18 protein-coding genes are annotated in these 17,098 nt (G+C 62.7%); 9 read left to right on the top strand and 9 right to left on the bottom strand.

The genetic code is table 11. The features are described from left to right. The first annotated feature begins 29 nt into the window (after window positions 1-29). The 3 genes from ACQY4S_RS04595 to ACQY4S_RS04605 are packed head-to-tail and all read left to right on the top strand — an operon-like array spanning window position 30 to window position 2,040. The gene (locus ACQY4S_RS04595) at window positions 30-719 is read left to right on the top strand and encodes a class I SAM-dependent methyltransferase (RefSeq protein ID WP_428484012.1); all 690 of its coding nucleotides are present in this window, start codon (window positions 30-32) and stop codon (window positions 717-719) included. Further along, window positions 716-1,711 (top strand): glycosyltransferase family 2 protein, encoded by a 996-nt coding sequence (locus ACQY4S_RS04600; protein WP_428484013.1) that lies wholly within the window; start codon window positions 716-718, stop codon window positions 1,709-1,711. Before ACQY4S_RS04595 ends, ACQY4S_RS04600 begins: the two co-directional genes overlap by 4 nt. Further along, window positions 1,708-2,040: a DMT family transporter gene (locus ACQY4S_RS04605; RefSeq protein ID WP_428484014.1), complete on the top strand. Its 333-nt coding sequence runs from the start codon at window positions 1,708-1,710 to the stop codon at window positions 2,038-2,040. Before ACQY4S_RS04600 ends, ACQY4S_RS04605 begins: the two co-directional genes overlap by 4 nt. Here ACQY4S_RS04605 and ACQY4S_RS04610 read toward each other — a convergent pair whose 3' ends face one another. Further along, the gene (locus tag ACQY4S_RS04610; protein WP_428484015.1) at window positions 2,041-2,619 is read right to left on the bottom strand and encodes a hypothetical protein; all 579 of its coding nucleotides are present in this window, start codon (window positions 2,617-2,619) and stop codon (window positions 2,041-2,043) included. A gap of 579 nt (window positions 2,620-3,198) precedes the next feature. On the opposite strand from ACQY4S_RS04610, the gene ACQY4S_RS04615 reads away from it, so the two are divergent. After that, complete coding sequence (locus ACQY4S_RS04615; protein WP_428484016.1) at window positions 3,199-4,398, top strand: sigma-54 interaction domain-containing protein; 1,200 nt, start codon at window positions 3,199-3,201, stop codon at window positions 4,396-4,398. 3 nt (window positions 4,399-4,401) lie between these two features. Here ACQY4S_RS04615 and ACQY4S_RS04620 read toward each other — a convergent pair whose 3' ends face one another. Continuing rightward, on the bottom strand, window positions 4,402-4,734 hold the full coding sequence (locus tag ACQY4S_RS04620) for a hypothetical protein (RefSeq protein ID WP_428484017.1): 333 nt from the start codon (window positions 4,732-4,734) through the stop codon (window positions 4,402-4,404). A 114-nt stretch (window positions 4,735-4,848) separates the two neighbouring features. On the opposite strand from ACQY4S_RS04620, the gene ACQY4S_RS04625 reads away from it, so the two are divergent. Continuing rightward, complete coding sequence (locus tag ACQY4S_RS04625; protein ID WP_428484018.1) at window positions 4,849-5,232, top strand: hypothetical protein; 384 nt, start codon at window positions 4,849-4,851, stop codon at window positions 5,230-5,232. Between the two features lie 49 nt (window positions 5,233-5,281). Here the strand turns inward: ACQY4S_RS04625 and ACQY4S_RS04630 are convergent, their stop codons facing one another. Then, on the bottom strand, window positions 5,282-6,103 hold the full coding sequence (locus ACQY4S_RS04630; RefSeq protein WP_428484019.1) for a polysaccharide biosynthesis/export family protein: 822 nt from the start codon (window positions 6,101-6,103) through the stop codon (window positions 5,282-5,284). 202 nt (window positions 6,104-6,305) lie between these two features. Then, on the bottom strand, window positions 6,306-7,346 hold the full coding sequence (locus tag ACQY4S_RS04635; RefSeq protein ID WP_428484020.1) for a hypothetical protein: 1,041 nt from the start codon (window positions 7,344-7,346) through the stop codon (window positions 6,306-6,308). Between the two features lie 199 nt (window positions 7,347-7,545). Here ACQY4S_RS04635 and ACQY4S_RS04640 point away from each other — a divergent pair, with 199 nt between their 5' ends. Beyond that, the gene (locus ACQY4S_RS04640) at window positions 7,546-8,073 is read left to right on the top strand and encodes a sigma-70 family RNA polymerase sigma factor (protein ID WP_428484021.1); all 528 of its coding nucleotides are present in this window, start codon (window positions 7,546-7,548) and stop codon (window positions 8,071-8,073) included. A gap of 2 nt (window positions 8,074-8,075) precedes the next feature. Here the strand turns inward: ACQY4S_RS04640 and egtD are convergent, their stop codons facing one another. Next, window positions 8,076-9,041 (bottom strand): L-histidine N(alpha)-methyltransferase, encoded by a 966-nt coding sequence (egtD, locus tag ACQY4S_RS04645; RefSeq protein WP_428484022.1) that lies wholly within the window; start codon window positions 9,039-9,041, stop codon window positions 8,076-8,078. Between the two features lie 12 nt (window positions 9,042-9,053). Next, window positions 9,054-10,256 (bottom strand): ergothioneine biosynthesis protein EgtB, encoded by a 1,203-nt coding sequence (egtB, locus tag ACQY4S_RS04650; RefSeq protein ID WP_428484023.1) that lies wholly within the window; start codon window positions 10,254-10,256, stop codon window positions 9,054-9,056. A 153-nt stretch (window positions 10,257-10,409) separates the two neighbouring features. Between egtB and ACQY4S_RS04655 the strand changes: the two genes are divergently transcribed. Together ACQY4S_RS04655 and ACQY4S_RS04660 are read left to right on the top strand one after the other, a co-directional pair. Then, a complete protein-coding gene (locus ACQY4S_RS04655) occupies window positions 10,410-11,231 on the top strand; it encodes a Ku protein (protein WP_428484024.1) in 822 nt (273 codons plus the stop codon). Between the two features lie 90 nt (window positions 11,232-11,321). After that, window positions 11,322-11,879 carry a type 1 glutamine amidotransferase domain-containing protein gene (locus ACQY4S_RS04660; protein ID WP_428484635.1) on the top strand — a complete coding sequence of 186 codons (558 nt, stop codon included), beginning with the start codon at window positions 11,322-11,324 and terminating at the stop codon, window positions 11,877-11,879. Here ACQY4S_RS04660 and ACQY4S_RS04665 read toward each other — a convergent pair. The 3 genes from ACQY4S_RS04665 to ACQY4S_RS04675 form a co-directional block, all read right to left on the bottom strand. After that, a complete protein-coding gene (locus ACQY4S_RS04665; RefSeq protein ID WP_428484025.1) occupies window positions 11,839-13,548 on the bottom strand; it encodes an FAD-dependent oxidoreductase in 1,710 nt (569 codons plus the stop codon). The genes ACQY4S_RS04660 and ACQY4S_RS04665 overlap by 41 nt on opposite strands. Before the next feature lie 266 nt (window positions 13,549-13,814). Further along, on the bottom strand, window positions 13,815-14,669 hold the full coding sequence (locus ACQY4S_RS04670) for an FAS1-like dehydratase domain-containing protein (RefSeq protein WP_428484026.1): 855 nt from the start codon (window positions 14,667-14,669) through the stop codon (window positions 13,815-13,817). After that, window positions 14,666-16,024, bottom strand: a complete 1,359-nt coding sequence (locus tag ACQY4S_RS04675; RefSeq protein WP_428484027.1) for a class-II fumarase/aspartase family protein — start codon at window positions 16,022-16,024, stop codon at window positions 14,666-14,668. Before ACQY4S_RS04675 ends, ACQY4S_RS04670 begins: the two co-directional genes overlap by 4 nt. 556 nt (window positions 16,025-16,580) lie before the next feature. On the opposite strand from ACQY4S_RS04675, the gene ACQY4S_RS04680 reads away from it, so the two are divergent. Continuing rightward, the gene (locus ACQY4S_RS04680) at window positions 16,581-17,039 is read left to right on the top strand and encodes a GxxExxY protein (RefSeq protein ID WP_428484028.1); all 459 of its coding nucleotides are present in this window, start codon (window positions 16,581-16,583) and stop codon (window positions 17,037-17,039) included. The last annotated feature ends 59 nt before the right edge of the window (window positions 17,040-17,098 follow it).

A 17,098-nucleotide genomic window follows, 5' to 3' on the forward strand; every position in this document is an offset into this window, starting at 1 on the left:
GACCGATGGAGCCCGCCGAATACGCATTGATGAACAAGGCCGAGGCCAGGCTGTGGTGGTACCGTGCTTTACATGCCTACCTGCTCGACGCGCTGGCCGGCGTAACGGGCCGCGTACTGGATGCCGGCTGCGGCACCGGTGGCTTCCTCACGGTCCTCCGCACGCGCCGGCCGGACCTGGCGCGGGTCGGTGTGGAGTGGGACGGCGCGGCAGCCGGACGCGCCCGCTGCAAATCCGGTTCGGCGATCGCGCGCGGCAGCGTCAACACCTTGCCGTTCGGGAATGCCTGCTTTGATGCCGTGGTCTCGGCCGATGTGCTGTGCCATGCAGCGGTAGACCCCGCGGCGGCGCTGCAGGAATTGAAGCGGGTGCTGCGGCCCAACGGACGCGTGGTGCTGAACATGCCGGCCTACCAGTGGCTGGCCTCCGCGCATGACCGCCGCGTTCACAACGCCCGCCGCCTGACTGCCTCGGCCGTGGTCAGCCTGCTGCAACGGTCCGGCTTCCACCTGATCCGCGCCCGCTACTGGAACGGACTGCTGCTGCCGCTGATGGTGGTGCAGCGCAAAATCCTGGCGCGTGGCGGCGCCGCGTCGGATGTCGCCGTGTTTCCGCCATGGCTCGATGCGACGTTGCATGGCATGACCGAACTTGAACGGCGCCTGCCGTTTCCGCTGCCCGTCGGCGGATCCGTGTTGGCCATCGCGGAGACTTCATGAACGACTCAGTCACCCTCGTTGACAGCCTTGTCGGCACGCCGACCGCGACTCGGTTCGGGCTTTCGATCGTTATTCCGGTTTATCGCGGCGCGGCGACGATAGGCCGCCTTGTCGACACGTTGTCCGACCTGCACCCGGCCGGTGGACTGGAGATCGTGCTGGTGAACGACGGCAGTCCCGACAACTCCGGCGACGTCTGCCGATCGCTGCTGCCGGGAGCTCAGGTGCCGGTGGTGTACATCGAGCACGCCCGTAACTACGGCGAGCATAACGCGGTGATGACCGGACTGCGCCACGCGCGCGGCGACTTCGTTATCACTATGGATGACGATCTGCAGAACCCGCCCGAGGAAGTCGTTCGGCTGTACGACCACGCCCGTCTCGGCGGTTGGGACGTGGTCTATACCCGTTACGCCTTCAAGCATCACCAGGGCTGGCGCAACCTGGGCAGCCGCTTCGCCAACACCGTGGCCGACAGGCTGCTGGACAAGCCGCGCGGCCTCTATCTGTCGTCGTTTCGCTGCATTTCGGCGCTGGTGGTCCGGGCGGTCACCCGTTACAGCGGCCCCTACCCGTATGTGGACGGGTTGATCATGCAGGTGACACAGCGCATCGACAGCATCGAGGTGCGCCATCTGCCGCGCCAGCAGGGCCAGTCGAATTACAATCTGCGGCGGCTGGTGCGGCTGTGGCTGAACCTGGCCACCAGTTTTTCGCTGGCGCCGCTGCGGTTGGCGATCTACGCCGGCACCGCGCTCTCGATAGCCGGCGGTATCGGCGCCGTCGCGACCATTGGTGAAGCCTTGTTCAGGCACGATACGCCGTCCGGCTGGACCTCCATCATGGTGGTGCTGCTGCTGGTGTCCGGCGTGCAGTCGATGATCCTGGGCGTGCTGGGTGAGTATGTCGGGCGTACCTTTCTGTCGGCCAACGGCAAGCCACAGGGGACGGTACGCAGCGTCCAGCGCGGTGGGCCTTTGGAGCGGCCATGACTTTATACTGGAGCGTGCTGGCGGCGGCGGTCGTCACCAGCCTGGTGGGACAGATCCTGCTTAAGGCGGGGGCCAGTGCGGCCAACTTCCTGAGCCAGTTGTTCGATCCGCGGACGATGATCGGGTTGTGCCTGTACGGCGGGGCGGCGCTGCTGTACATCGTGGCGCTGCGCCGGATTCCGATGTCGGTCGCCCTGCCCTGCACCGCGGCCTCCTACGTCGCTGCCGCGCTGATCGGGCATTACGGCTTCGCCGAACCTCTTGGCAGTGTGCATATCGGGGCACTTGGGCTGATCTGCGCCGGCGTGGTGGTACTGGCGTTGGCTTGATCAGTTCGTCGGCAGCGACGGCGCAAACGCCCGGTAGACCTGATCGCGTGGCGCGAATGCGCCATAGACCCGCGCATCATGGACAAAATCCCGATACGCGCCGGTCCGCGAGACGCTGTGCTGAAGATCAGGATTTTGCCAGCGGGCGAGGACCAGCACGCGATACGCGTTGCCCAGCGCCGGCGTCTCCGAATGATAGGCGGCGATGGCGTGTGACCAATCCTTGTCCTCGGCATACAGCGCGTTGAGGAAGCGGGCGGCATACAGCGCATTGCTCCGCGGATCGAACGCGTCCCCGAGCGAATGAAAGGCTCCCTTGTGGTACATCAGGTTGATCTGCAGGCAGCCGACATCGATGGACCGTACGCCGTGGGCCTGAAGCGCGGTCACCGCGGCGATCGCATCCTGTTTGGTAGCGAAGAACTGCCCTTGCCCGTCGGCATTGACGGTCCATGGCCAGGGACGCACGAAACCTGTGGCCGGATCGAGCCGTGCGGTCTCCGTCAGGCTAATGGCGCCGAGCAGGCGGAGCGGCAGCCGCCCGATGAACTCGGCGGTGGTGACGGCGGTTTCGCACAAACTGGATGCATCCGTCCGGATCGGCGCGGACGGCGGTGCAGCCCAACCGGCATTGGGCAGAAAAACCAAAAGACACAGGAGCAAGCGCATCGGCCGCCTTTAGGCAAAATCCCATACCTGCGACCAGGACAATTATCGTTTTCTGTTATAATATATATATGATAACGGATTTCATTGCTGGTTGGCGCGAATTTGGACTATACCGATGCTGATCAACAAACCGGCCGTTTGCAGCCTATGGCGGCCGCGGGGCCGCCCCATCCACGCCTTGCGGTCCCTGGCCTCGACAGTGCCATGCATGAAAACCGTGCATGTGCCATGACGCGATCGGGTGACCGGTGCCTGATTAGCAGTCGTTATTGCTCAGCAAAGCCTACCTGACCGCTTGACGTGGATGCATCAGCCTTAATGATGTTGAGATAGTCACGCTCCTCTTCTAATGATGTCCTGGCACGCGCTCGTGATTCCCTCGGCCAAAGCTTTGCGTTAACACATCACGTGATGAAACAGGTGACGTTAACACGCCGCGGGAACCAACCCAGGATGTCCGAAGGCCTGCCGTTTTATCGGGAGACATGAATGCCGCCAAGGGCTGACCCCGTGCCAAAAGTTCCCGTTGCGGGGCGCATCGCCACACTGTCTGGAACACGGATCGGCTTTGATGACCTTGCTCGGCTGCCGGCGCAGCGCCTGGCAAGGTTGCTGCTCGACCGAGCCGCCGAAGATCCGACGTTGCTGGGTCGGTTATACGAATCGATTGATCGAGACGCCACACCCGACACGGCGGCAACCTGTCCGCTGATCGTCGGCGCCAGTCCTGCCATGCGACATGTCGCGAACCTGGTCAGGCGGTTCGGACAGACCGACGACCCGGTGCTGATCACCGGCGAAAGCGGCACCGGCAAGGAATTGCTCGCTGGCGCGATCCATCACGGATCATGCCGGGCCCATGGTCCTTTCGTCGTGGTGAACTGCGCGGCAATCCCGCCGGGCCTCGTGGCCTCGGAATTGTTCGGCTACGAGAAAGGCGCCTTCACCGGCGCCATCGCGCGTGCCTCCGGCCAGATCGAGCACGCCAATGGCGGCACCTTGTTCCTGGACGAGATCGGCGACATGCCGATCGATCTGCAAGGCCATCTGCTGCGATTCCTGCAGGAGGGCCAGATCCGGCGGGTGGGCGGCCGCGAGTCCATCAACCTGAACGTTCGGGTCGTTTCGGCGACGAACGTCCGTCTGGCAGAAGCCATCTCCGAGGGCCGCTTTCGGGAAGACCTGTTCTATCGGCTGAACGTGCTGACCGTTCCGGTGCCGCCGTTGCGGGAGCGGCGCGACGATATCCCGCCATTGGCGGAGCACTTCCTGCGGATCGCGGCGCGCGACTTCGGACGAACGATGCTCGGCTTCACCCCAAAGGCCATGGCCACGCTGCTGCAGCACCGCTGGCCAGGCAACGTCCGCGAGCTGATGTCCGTGATCCGTCGGGCGGTGGTGGTCACTGACGGAACCTGCCTCGACGCACCCGATCTGCTGGGGCTGGAAGACCTGCCGACAAGCCGGTCTCCGGTCACCGTCCTGATGCCCAAGCCAGGCTCGCGGGAGGAACGGCTGACGCTGCTGGCGACGCTGGAGCGCACTGGGGAAAACATCAGTTCCACTGCCGATGCGTTGAACGTGTCCCGCGTGACGCTTTATCGCATGCTGCGCCGGCAACGGATCGTGCTGAAGCGCGGCCTGGCGGAGCCGCCGCTGGCCCGCCGCGTGCAGCATGCCGGATCGTAACCTTCAGCAAGGCAAAGGGCCGCTGATCAGGCCGAGCGCCTCGGTCAGGCTGTCGCAAACCTCGGAGACGGCATCGTCGTCGACCGTCGCCAGGACCCAGCACGACTGGTATCGAACCAGCAACCATGAGGCGAGGGGTCTGCCGCTCTCAAAGACGCCGATCACCACCTCCAGCGCGGCGAGATGCCACGGCCGCGGCGTGAAATCGCAGATTGTTTTGACCTCGCCGGGTTTCGCGGTGGCAAGCCAATCCGCCAGGACCTGCCTGTCGTTTGGATCAAGCCCGGCGAATGCCTCTTTTCCGAACACCCAGGGCGTCCCGCTCCAATTGGTCATGAAACGAACGTTGCGCTTATCCGCAAGGCTTGTGCCAATCGCCCTTGTATCTGGCATGGCTACTTCGATCTGGCACCGGGTTCATCCGCTTCCACTTTCCATACAGGCGAGCACATGAAAACTCTTACTCAGGCTGTTCGGCTCGGTGTTCTGATCCTGGCGGTCGGCGGATCGTTCTGCCAGCAGGCTGCCGCGGCACCGTTCTGTATATCCAACCAAGTCATTGCCCCGCTGTGCATCTATTACGACGCACAGGAATGCCAACAGGAAGCCAATCGCCAGGGTGCGGAATGTTCGGCCAACCCGACCGAACTGCGCCTGACCCGCGGCGTCGGCCAATACTGCGTGGTGACGTCGGGACAGGTATCCGTCTGCGCCTACGCGGATAATCGCACCTGCGCGTTGGATGCCGCGCGTCAGCACGGCGCATGCGTCATAGCGCCGCAGATCGCGCCAGCCGCCACGCCGGACCCATATTCCACCACTGTCGGACAATAGGAACGGCCAACCTCAAGCGGACGCCGGAAAGACCGGCGCCCGCCGAATGTCAGCGGACAGAGGCCGAGGGAGCCGCCACGACTGCACCACCGGTAGTGGCATTATTGACAATATAGGAGAACCCGAAGCTCGGATTGACGAACTGTCCGATGTACTGGTTGTAGTACGTATAGACTTCGGCGATGCCCGTCTTGGGCACATACACCACATCGTAAGGCGCCAGCCGAATATCGGCGGCTGGATCGCGTCCGCGCCGCAGCGCCTGCCATTTCGTCGACAGGAACTCTGGCTTGTCGTCCGGCCCGCGGCGAATGACAAAGACCGACGTGTCGTCGCTGGTCAGTTTGGTTCCACCCGCACGGGCGAGCGCCTGAGACAAGGTCAGCGTCGGGCCTACGGTGACGAATTCACCGGGCGTGTTGACCTCGCCGCCGACATAGATGCGGGTCGGCGCGAAGGACCTCACCACAACGGAAACACGTGGGTTCTGCAGGTCATGTGCGTAAACGCTGCGCAGGGATGACGCTAGCTCGCTCGGAGTACGGCCAAACGCCTCGGCATCCGGCACGACCGTGGTGGAGATGTGGCCGTCAGGGCGAACCACAACCTCCTCGTTCAACTCGGGGTTCAGCAACAGACGGACCTCCAGCACGTCGCCTACCTGAATGCGATAAGGCGGAAGATTGGTGTTGAACGCCACTGGCGGCGGCTCCGGCGGGGCCGGCGGAAGGTTCGGGACGACGGAGCAGGCGCTGAGCGCTACCGCTGAAACCAGTGCGATGGCGGCCGGCATACCGGGTTTAGGCCGGGACACAGATAGGGGCTTCTCCTCGCTGAAACGTCTGATAATCGTGGATTGATGCTGCCGCATGTCTATGCACCTCGGTCGGATGGTCAGCGAAGGGTCGCGCTGGTTGATTTACGTATTGATCCAGCGCCGCCGACATTAACGCTGAACCGTTGAAACAATGGCTTCTGTGAAACAGCAAGGCGCGTGCCAACATAGTGTGGCTTGTTGTCAGGCTTACCTGACCGTCGGCAGGCAGGTGTTACGTAACGTTGATGTAAACGTTCTAATACTGGGGATAGGGCGGCGCATAGCCGGTGGCAGACAGCGCTGGTCCGGGCTCGCGCTGCGGCAGAGGCGCCCTGGATATGTCCACCATGGCACGCGCGATGAACTGCAAGCCGCGCCGCGTGTCGTTGTCACCAAGCGCCGCCAGCGCATGGGCGACGTCGGATGCGCTTGGCCCAGCCGTGGCCGGTTCGTTGTTGTCTGGCGTAACAGGGCGGAACACCAGCCGCAACTGCACCTCCTGTAGCATGCGTCTGGCATCGTCGATGCTGCCGTTCAGTAGCGCGTTCCGGGCCATCGCCAGTCGCTGACGGGCAGGCTCCGGATTCGGCTGTTCAACAACATCCGCATTATCAACTGGTTGGCCAGCGGTATTCGTGTGCTGCCGCAGGCGAGCCAGGACCGACTGCGTGTCGTCAGGCTCGGTTCGGGCAACGGGTGCCTCAAGTCTTGGCCTTGCCGTCGGCGGATTGAATGCCTTGGCGACTTCGTGACGTTCCGGAATGACGACAACCGGTGCCTGGGTCCCCGCATGCTCAGACGGCGGGGCGGTCAGCGGGACAATCGGCGCCTGAACGACCGGCGGCTGCGCCACCGATGGCCCGACAACCGATGGCCCGACAACCGATGGCTGTACAACCGGTCGCTGGTCGATTGGCGGCTGCACGATTGCCGACGGGGTAACCGGCGGCTGGGCAATTGGTGGCTGGGCGATTGGTGGCTGGGCGATTGGTGGCTGGGCGGGCGATGTCGGAGCGGCCGGCGACTGAGTGACCGATGGTTGAGCCACCGGATCGGCGCTGGACGGATGGATCGCCAGTTGATCCTTGAGCTGCATCACCTGTTGTTGAAGTTGGGCGATCTGCAGCGCCAACGCGTCACTTCCCTGATCGGAACCATCGTCGGCGGGCGCGCTTTGGAACAGCGACTTCCACTCCTGCTGCGCCTGATGGAGGTAGACGTCGGGCCGGCCGAAAAACGCAAGACCGAGCAGAATAAGGCCGGAGGTTGCGGCCAGGGCGGACACGGCGACACGCACGGCGGTGCTCTCAAACAATTGCTGTTGGACAAACAATGCTCCGGCTGAACGCGGCACACAATGAAAGTGATCGTGTTCACCCAGACGTAAAGCCTAACGCAAATACCGATCACCGTCGTGTCAGACGGCTTGCGGGTTCATACGGGGCGACACAGGTGACCTGAGTTATCGGCAATTAAATGATCAGGAGGTCCCGCCCATGCCGCAGGAATTTCATGAACAGCTTACATCCTTCTTGCCGAAAATGCGGGTTTGGGCGCTCGCATTAACCAGAAACCGCGCTGCCGCGGACGATCTGACTCAGGACGTCGCGACGAAGGCTCTGGTCGCCAAGGACTGCTTCATACCCGGCACGAACTTCTCGGCGTGGGTGCATCGCATCATGATCAACCATTTTATTAGCAGTGTGCGCAGCCGGCGGGAATTTACCGATATCGACAACATGCCGGAAATCCAGGTCGCCGCGCCGCATGAGGACCGTACCGCTTTGCGTGAACTTGGTTGGGCCCTGAACCGCTTGCCGCGCGATCAGCGTGAAGCCCTGTATATGATCGTGCTGCAGGAAAAATCCTATGAAGATGCGGCGGCGATGACAGGCTGCGCGATCGGGACCTTGAAGAGCCGGGTGCATCGCGCAAGGCTGCAACTTCGGGCATTCCTGCTAGGCGACCAGATCAAGATCAACGACCACGTGAAGACCCACGTACCGGAGCAGATGGCTGCCTGACGCTACGTTCGGCAAAACAGGAAGATGCCGAACAGACCCGCCCGGTCGGTCCAAACCTTGTCGTTGATCCAGCCGCCGGTCCGCGCCAGGCTGATCAACGCCTCAGGCGAATGTTTGTAACTGTTTTCCGTGTGAATCGACTCACCTCGCCCGAACGCGAACCGGTGTCCCGCCACAGTCACCACCTGATCCCGGCGAGCCACCAAATGCATCTCGATGCGACTTGCGGAGCCATTCCAGATCGCCTCGTGCCGGAAACCGGTCAGGTCGAAGTCGGCGTGCGCCTCTCGGTTGAGTCGCCGGAGCAGGTTTAGATTGAAGGCTGCCGTCACGCCCGCGGAATCGTTATACGCGGGCAAAACGGTCTCGGGACTTTTTCGGAGGTCGGCGCCCAGCAGCAAGCAAGCCTTGCCACCGAGAGAGGCAGCGGCGGATCGCAGAAAATCCACCGCTGCAGCAGGATCAAGATTTCCAATGGTGGAGCCTGGAAAGAAGCCGAAGCACGGCGCGTCGGGGCTTGACAACTGAAGGGGCTGCGTAAAGTCGGCGACAATCGGCGATACGTTCAGGCGCGGGTGCGACCCGCGCAGGCGTGATTGCATCGCGGCAAGCGCCCCGGCCGCGATGTCGATCGGCACATAGCTTTTAAAGATAGGCTGATGGCGCTCGGTCTTCAAATCAAGTAGATATCTTGCCTTATCCTCGTCGCTGCCGCCAAATTCGACAAGCGTGCCATTTGCCACGTCCGCGGGCACCATCTCCCGCGCATGATCCGACAAAAGCCGCTTTTCCGTTCTTGTCAAATAATATTCTGGCAGTGTGGTGATTTCATAAAACAGCCGGCAGCCTTCCTCGTCATAGAACAGCCTGGGCGGCAATGTCTTGGGTGATGCCATCAACCCCGAAAGGGCGGCGTCGACAACGTCGTTTCCTCCCGGCCGCCGGACCAGGCCAGAATCATTCGGCACGGTATTCTCCTGCTAAATATCCCGCGCCAGACGAAGGCCCGTGAACTGCCATCGCTTGTCCGGGTGAAAGAAGTTTCGGTAGGTCGTGCGGGTATGGCCGCCTGGCGTCGCCGAGGATCCGCCGCGCAGCATCATCTGGTTGATCATGAATTTGCCGTTGTACTCGCCGATCGCACCTGGCACGGGGCGATAGCCGGGATACGGCCGATAGGCACTGTCGGTCCACTGCCAGACATGCCCGGTATATTCATCGATGCCGGGAATGGCGGCGGCGGCTTCCCATTCCGCTTCCGTCGGCAGCCGAGCCCCTGCCCAACGTGCGAACGCGTCGGCTTCATACCAGCTTATATGGCGAACCGGGGCATCGGGTTCGAGCGGCAGAAGACCACCCGGACCGAATTGCCACCACGCGCCGTCCCGGTTCCGCCAATGCAACGGGGCAGTCCATCCGGCGGACTGGACGCTTGCCCAGCCGTCTGACATCCATAGGGATACGGTCTGATAGCCCTTGTCCTGGATGAAAGCCTGCCAGTCCCGATTGCGCACGAGACGGGAGCCGATCGCGTAGCCGTTCAGGTGGACCTGGTGCGCCGGAGTTTCATTATCAAAGCAGAACCCGCCGTTCGCGTGGCCGATGCGACGCAGTCCACCAGGACAGGCAACAAATCGGGTCTCCTGCGGCGAGCCAAGACATTCCTGCCACCCAGGCAAGATGACTGGATATAGCGGATTGCCGGAGAACGCGTGCAGGATGTCCGTCCACAACAACTCCTGATGCTGCTGCTCATGCTGAAGGCCGAGTTCCACAATGGACAGCGCGTCCCCCTTCAGATCCGCCAGCGCAGCCTGCATGGCGGCATCGACATGACGCCGGTAATCGCCGACCTGCGCGGCTGACGGTCGGGTCAACAGGCCGCGAAAAGGTCTCGGATGCCGAGCGCCGACGGCCTCGTAGTAGGAATTGAACAGAAAGCCGAATGCCGAATCGAAGACCTGATATGCCGGAACAAACGGCACCAGCAGGAACTGCTCAAAGAACCACGTGGTGTGCGCGCGATGCCACTTGACCGGGCTAGCATCAGGCATCGACTGAACGCACTGATCTTCGTCGCTCAGCGTCGCGGAGAGGTTTTCCGTGTGGCCTCGCACGTCTCGGAACCGGGTGTGGCAGTCGGCGGACCCCGATGGTTCCTGATAGTGCGCGACGTCGTCCATTCTGATCCTCCGGGTGAAGTTGAACGCACGGTATTGTTGTCCGGTCGTGCAAAGACGAACAACTTTTTGTCAGTAGCCCATTTCGATCTCACTTTAGGAAGACCCGGCCAAACGTCAAAAACCCGCCGCCGCCCGAGGCGTTCCGCTTTCATCATGGCACCCAGGCCCATCTGGCGCGGCCACCTTCGCCTGGCGTTGGTGTCGTGCCCTATTGCTCTCTACAGCGTCGTGCGCGGCGGCAGCGGATTGCATTTCCATCTGATCAACCCGAACACCGGGCACCGCATCCGCATGGCGACACTGGATGCGGAAACCGATGACGAATTGTCCCGCTCCGACACCGTCAAGGGCTATGAATTTGAAAAGGATCGTTACGTCCTGCTGGACGATGATGATTTTGAGCAGGCGCGAATCGAAAGCTCGTCCGTCCTGACAATCAGCAAATTTGTCGACGCCGGCTCGATCGAGCCGATCTTCTTCGATACGTCCTACTACCTGGCGCCGGATGGCGATGGCGGCGAGGACGTTTTCGTCGTGCTGCGCGATGCTATTCGCAAATCTCGCGCCGCCGCCCTCTCCCGTGTCGTCATCGCGCGCCGGGAACATGCCGTCGCGATCATCCCCTCCGGCAACGGCATGGTCTGCCACACGTTGCATCAGCCGTCCGACCTGTGGGACGCCGGACCGCTGTTCGAGGACATCAAGACGATCCGCTCCGAGTCGTCCATGCTGGATCTGGCGATCCAGTTGATCAACCGCCAGCAGGGCAAGTTCGAGCCGGCCGACTCGGAAGATCGTTATGAGGCCAGGCTGCGTGAGGTGATCGAGGCCAAGCTGAAGGGTGAAGGTATCACGCCGGAGGCACAGGCCGAACCCGACCACGGCAACGTCGTCGATCTGATGGCCGCCCTAAAAGCCAGCCTGGGCCAGGACGCGCCGAAAAAACCCGCTCCGAAACGCCGGAAGCGTGCCTGAACCGTAAGGGGCATTGAAGCTTTGTCACGCAACGCCGCTTGGTCTGACTCGTTTGCGAGTGAACAACGGGACAACAGGAGTAAAGCATTCATGGCTGGAATTCGTGATCGAAAGATCGCCGTGCTGGCAACCGATGGGGTTGAGCAGGTCGAGTTGACAGAACCAGTGAAAGCGCTGAAGGCGGCCTCGGCGCAAGTTGTGGTGATCGCACCGCAGGGTGGCCAGATCCAGGGTATGAACGGCCCGGAAAAAGGCGACAAGCTTACGGTCGATCAGCCGCTTGCGAACGTTTCGCCCGAGCAGTTTGATGGCTTGGTCTTGCCCGGTGGCGTGGCCAATCCCGACCATCTCCGCACCAATCCGCAAGCGGTTGCCTTTGTGCGACACTTCGTCCAGGCCAACAAGCCGATCGCGGCGATCTGCCACGGTCCCTGGACGCTGATCGAGGCTGATGGCGTTCGCGGCCGTCGCATGACGTCCTGGCCGTCGCTGCGCACCGATCTGAAGAACGCCGGCGCAAACTGGGAAGACAAGACGGTCGTGACGGACGGCAAGCTGATAACCTCCCGCAAGCCGGACGATTTGCCGGATTTCTGCCGGGAGATGCTCAAGCTGTTTGGTGAGAGCGAAAGTCAGCAGGCGGCCTGACAGGAGTTACGCGCACGTCCGATACGTCGGGCTGCGACCGAGCGCCGCGAATCCGGTCAACAAGTTCGAGCGGGTTCGCCGGTGCCTCGTCTCCACGCCAGGCCACATGCTGATCGGGACGCGACAGAACAAGCTTGGCGTCATACACGTCGTCCTTGCGCGGGAGATCAAGCAGGGTCAGTGGCACGCCACGAGACCCGGCAGCCGCGAGAAGCCCGGTCACATCGAGGCTGCGATCGAAGCGCAGCAGCGTGAAGTCGGAACCCAGCCGATCATAAAGGGACACGCCGTCGTCTAGCCAGATATGCGGCGTGCGGCAGCCAGGCACGGTGGACTGCGTGAAATCGTACAGCGTGTAGGCCGGGGCTGACCCGCGGTCGTAGGCAATCACCGGCGAATTCTCGTAGAAGTAACCGAAGTTCAACCCTCCGCAGCAGAATTGTCCAACGTTGATGTCGTAGGCATCCTGGCCGATACGGGCACGTGAAGCGTCGCCGGCTGCTCCCGGCGCCTCGATATCGTCCGGCATCGCGCCGCGCTGGCGTGCCAGGGCAAGCGCCGTATCCATTGCATAAAACGACACCTGTTGCGTGATCGGCATCCGCTCGGCCTCATACGCCGCCAGAATCGCCGGTGGCGCCCAACCCTTCAACACGCCGGCCAGCATCCAGGACAGGTTCATCGCGTCGGCGATACCAGCATTCATGCCATAGCCGGCATTCGGCACCCAGATATGCGCCGCGTCACCGCACAGGAACACGCGCCGGTCGCGGAACCGGTCGGCGATCATGCGCCGCGCCGTCCAATCTTCCTTAGCCAGGATCTCGAACGGGAACGACGGCCCGACGCCCAGGATCAGCCGGATGCAGTGCTCGCGATCCACTGAATCGAATGTCTCGTGCGGCCGCATGTAGTTGTGGACCAGCCACGTTTCCCGGCCGTCGATCGCGAACATGTTGGCGCTGCGGCGCGGATTGAGCGACGTATTGGCCCACGCCGGCTTCGTCGGGATGGCAGCCAGCAGGGCCGGCGCCCGGATATAGCTCGACTGGCGCTGCTCCAGATGCGGATCACCCGTCAGGCTGGCGCCGATCTTCCGCCGCACCGTCGAGTGGGCGCCATCACAGCCGATCAGGTACTGCGCGGTGATGTTCAGCGGCTTGCCACCGTCCAGGTCTTCCGCGGTTGCAGTCACACCGGCTTGCGTCTGCACAAAGTCCGTCAGTTGCGTCCGGTTGAGGATGCGCACGCCCGGCATCGACGTGGCATGTCTGAACAGCACCGGCTCCAGAAAGATCTGGTTGATCCGGTGGGGCGGCTCGGGCGTCGGCCACCATGTATCCGGTCCGCCCGTGGCCGTATAACGCTCCGCTCGGCATGGTATCGGAATGCGCGAGAGTTCGGTGCCCGTGGTTGTCGTGCGAAACGCGATGTCGTTCGGATAGTCGGCCGGCAGCCCGGCATCCCGCACCGCCTGGACAACGCCCAGACGGCGGAAGATCTCCATGGTGCGCGCACCGACATGATTGCACTTGACGCTTGGCGGTTCGCCGGGCGCGCGGCTTTCCAGCACCAGCACCGATATGCCACGCCAGGCAAGATCCATCGCCAGCAACAATCCCACCGGACCACCGCCGGCGATGAGCACCCTGGTCGTGATATCCGTCATGGCAACCTCCTGGCGCTGATCGTTGGCCGATCGCGGATGCTTGGGTAGAGCGTTTTCCAATCCCGTTGCAGCAATTCGTCATGGCGGTGCTTGCCCGGCCATCCGTCCCGCGCCGCTGGTGCGAAGGTGGCATGGGCGGGTCATGACGGGTTAAAGGTGGAGCAACCCGATCGGAAACCCCTCTAACCCGGACGGTGCGACAGCCCACTGGATTTGTCGAGAGTTGCCTTGATCCGGCCTTCACCGAATGGAGATCGGATGACAGCTCAGGTCGCTAGCTTTGCCTCCGCCTCCATCGCCAGATGACCGGCGGCGCTGCGTGCCCACAGGGTGGCGCCGCCATCGTGGTCCGGCGCACCGTGCACCGAGAACGGCGCGATATCGAACAGCGGACTGATCGCGCGGAACCGGAATGAGGCAACATCGCGCGACGTGTTCCGCCGGAGCAGGTCGATCAGCAACGTGGCGATCAGCGGACCGTGCACGATCAGGCCGGGATAGCCTTCGGTCTCGGTCACGTAGCGCCGGTCATAGTGGATACGGTGGCTGTTGAACGTTAAGGCGGAATAACGGAACAGCATCGTCGCATCGGCATGGATGTCATGATGCCACACGCCATCGTCCCGCGCCGAACGAGGCGCGGCCGGCGCCTCCTCCGGCCCCGGCAGGTCGCGATAGACGATGTCATGCTCTTCCACCAAGGCCAGCCCGTTCTCGCCAGCAATGTCGTGGCGAACCAGCACGAAGCACAGCGTCCCGTTTCGCCCATGCTTCACGGTGACGTCCTGCACGGTCGAAATCCGGGTGATAGTCTCATCCACCCGCAACGGCTGGTGAAAGGTGAAACGTCCGCCGGCCCACATGCGGCGCGGCAGCGGCACCGGCGGCAGGAACCCGCCGCGGGTGGGATGCCCATCCGAGCCCAGCGCGGAATGGCGCGCCACCGGAAGGAAATACAGCCAGTGCCACAAGGGCGGCAGCGCATCGCCAGCCCGTGGTGGCGGATCGTCGCGATCCAGCGTTGCCGACAAGGCAGCAACTGGAAACCGCGTGACCGTATCGGACAGCGTCTCCCGTCGGCCGATCCAGGATCGCAGATGATCGACATCAAGCTCCGTCATGCCAACAACTCCGTCGCCATCGCCCGCGCTCTGCCGGCGCCGTCCCGCGCCATCTCCGCGCACAGGCCGGTATAGGCCGTGGGATCGAGCAGTCCGCGTATCTGCTGGTCGGTCATGTGCGCAGTGACACGGCGATCGGCCGCCAGCAAGTCGCCGAACGGCCGTCCCTCGGTAAAGGCCGCCTGAGCGGCGTCGTAGACCGCGTCATGCGCGTGCTGCCGCCCGACCGCCGCACCCAGGTCCAGCATGACCGCCTCCGCCATGATCAGGCCGCCGCCAAGGTCCAGGTTGGACCGCATCCGGCGCGGATCGAGGCGCAGGCCGCGCATGACCTCGTGCAAGCGGCTCAGCATGTCGCCGGTCGCGATGCAGGCGCGCTGCTCCGCCGTGTCCATCATCAGGCTGGTGGTGCGGTCGGCCTCGTGTTCGGTGGTCATCGCCTCCAGCGCCAGCGGCACCTGCGATCGGACCTCCGCCGCGGCGGCGATGATGTCCTGACAAAGCTTCGGGTTGCGCTTCTGCGGCATGGTGGAGCTGCCGACGGTGCCAGGCGGAACCGGCTCCTCGACTTCCCCGAACTCCGTCTTCATCAATGTGTAAATCTCGCGGCCAATCTTGCCGCAGGTCGCCGCCAGCAGGCCCAACAGGCAGATATTCTCCGCCAGATGGTCGCCCAGCGCGCGCGACGGCACCGGCATGGAGCCAAAGCCCAACAACCGCCCAATGCCCTGCTGTACCGCCGGGCCGTTCCCGCCGAGCGAGGCATAGGTCCCTGCCCCGCCACCCAGCATGGCGACGAACAGGCGTGGTGCGGCCTGTCGCAACCGCTCGACATGGCGGATCAGCTCGTCGATCCAGACGGCGACCTTGTAGCCGAACGTCGCCGGCACCGCGTGCTGGCCATGGGTGCGCCCGGCGATGGGCATCTCGGCGCCACGGTCGGCCAGATCCGCCATTGCCAGCAGCCCTTCCCCGATCAGCCGCAGGAATACCTGATGCGCCTGTCGTAACACCAGCAGGTCACCGGTCTGCGTGATGTTCTGAGTCGTCGCACCCCAATGAACCCAGCCGCCGTGCGGATCGCCGACGACGCGGCCAAGTTCCCAAACCAGCGGAACAATCGTGTGGCCGGTGCGTGCGAAGCCTTCGTCGATGCGGGCACGATCCAGCTTTTCCAGCGTGGCCGCCGAAGCGATCGCATCCGCCGCCGCGGCGGGTACGATCGCCAGATCAGCCTGCGCGCGCGCCAGCGCGACTTCGACATCCAGCCAGGCCTGCCAGCGGTTTTCCAGACGATACAAGTCGCGGATGCCCGGATCGGCCACCCGAGTGGCTGTGGGCAACATGTCGCTCATGACGATCTCCTGGCCGCTTTCCTGGTCGGAGGATCGCAGCGGCCACGCTGGACGGCAAGTTTGCGGGCGAGCCTGCACCGTCGACGGGTCTGTCCTGATCGGGTAGGCCCGTTCCGATCGGCACGGTGGACAGCGCCTTAATTAAACGTATCGGCTGCCAGCCATACCGTTGCTTGTACGCCATGGTGATTACTGCGCGGCTAAAGCATTGTTACGAAGTTCGAACTAGGATAGTCTGATCGAAAAAAATACCTGATCCTCCGCAGGCTGGGGCGGCGGATGATAGGCAAATCAAGCAGACACGGAGTTGCACGAAGTGTACGCGGAGTTGCGCAGAGTAGATCAGGCGCATTCTCGGATTTGATTGTTAGCCAAGCGGTAGCTCGCCTCCCGGCAAGTCAATCGCACACCAAGCATGATTGGTTGAAGTCGTCACTCCGTGAAACTCCGCGTACCCTTCGTGCAACTCCGTGTCTGCTTGATTTAGCTTCATTCACTCGCGACTTTCTCTGCCGGCATTAACTCTTCCTAAATCAAAACCAACGACCATGCCGGCATGACGCTTGCTCATGACACCAGATTAACGCGGCAGATCATCGGATTGGCAATGCGCGTGCATAGCCACCTTGGCCCCGGCCTTCTGGAGCAGGTCAACGAACGCTGCCTGTGCCACGAGCTACACCGGACCGGCTTGCGATACATGCGTCAGGCCGAACTGCCGCTGGCGTATTACGGCATACGCCTCGAATGCGGCTACCGCGCCGATATTATCGTCCAGGATGCGGTGCTTCTGGAACTCAAGTCGCTTGAACACATTCTGCCGCTACATGAGGCTCAGCTCCTTACCTACCTGAGGTTCAGCCGATGCGAAGTTGGACTTCTACTCAGTTTCAATACGGTTTCGCTGAAGGACGGCATCCGTCGCCGCGTGCTGTCTTCAACGGACGACTACAATCATTTCATCGGAGCACCAACCGCCATGGGGCACATCAACGACGATACAAGCTGCACATGAAACAACGGCCTCTAGGTCTGGCACTCTATCTGACCGCATGATCAACGTGCCTTCAACGT

Source organism: Rhodopila sp., from assembly GCF_965276935.1.
Lineage (GTDB): Bacteria > Pseudomonadota > Alphaproteobacteria > Acetobacterales > Acetobacteraceae > Rhodopila.

Coding starts and splice junctions, on each gene's coding strand:
- ACQY4S_RS04615 (WP_428484016.1), top strand. CDS start 3,199: ATGCCGCCAAGGGCTGACCCCGTGCCAAAAGTTCCCGTTGCGGGGCGC.
- egtB (WP_428484023.1), bottom strand. CDS start 10,256: ATGGACGACGTCGCGCACTATCAGGAACCATCGGGGTCCGCCGACTGC.
- ACQY4S_RS04605 (WP_428484014.1), top strand. CDS start 1,708: ATGACTTTATACTGGAGCGTGCTGGCGGCGGCGGTCGTCACCAGCCTG.
- ACQY4S_RS04640 (WP_428484021.1), top strand. CDS start 7,546: ATGCCGCAGGAATTTCATGAACAGCTTACATCCTTCTTGCCGAAAATG.
- ACQY4S_RS04675 (WP_428484027.1), bottom strand. CDS start 16,024: ATGAGCGACATGTTGCCCACAGCCACTCGGGTGGCCGATCCGGGCATC.
- ACQY4S_RS04665 (WP_428484025.1), bottom strand. CDS start 13,548: ATGACGGATATCACGACCAGGGTGCTCATCGCCGGCGGTGGTCCGGTG.
- ACQY4S_RS04670 (WP_428484026.1), bottom strand. CDS start 14,669: ATGACGGAGCTTGATGTCGATCATCTGCGATCCTGGATCGGCCGACGG.
- ACQY4S_RS04625 (WP_428484018.1), top strand. CDS start 4,849: ATGAAAACTCTTACTCAGGCTGTTCGGCTCGGTGTTCTGATCCTGGCG.
- ACQY4S_RS04655 (WP_428484024.1), top strand. CDS start 10,410: ATGGCACCCAGGCCCATCTGGCGCGGCCACCTTCGCCTGGCGTTGGTG.
- ACQY4S_RS04620 (WP_428484017.1), bottom strand. CDS start 4,734: ATGACCAATTGGAGCGGGACGCCCTGGGTGTTCGGAAAAGAGGCATTC.
- ACQY4S_RS04600 (WP_428484013.1), top strand. CDS start 716: ATGAACGACTCAGTCACCCTCGTTGACAGCCTTGTCGGCACGCCGACC.
- ACQY4S_RS04595 (WP_428484012.1), top strand. CDS start 30: ATGAACAAGGCCGAGGCCAGGCTGTGGTGGTACCGTGCTTTACATGCC.
- ACQY4S_RS04660 (WP_428484635.1), top strand. CDS start 11,322: ATGGCTGGAATTCGTGATCGAAAGATCGCCGTGCTGGCAACCGATGGG.
- ACQY4S_RS04630 (WP_428484019.1), bottom strand. CDS start 6,103: ATGCGGCAGCATCAATCCACGATTATCAGACGTTTCAGCGAGGAGAAG.
- ACQY4S_RS04680 (WP_428484028.1), top strand. CDS start 16,581: ATGACGCTTGCTCATGACACCAGATTAACGCGGCAGATCATCGGATTG.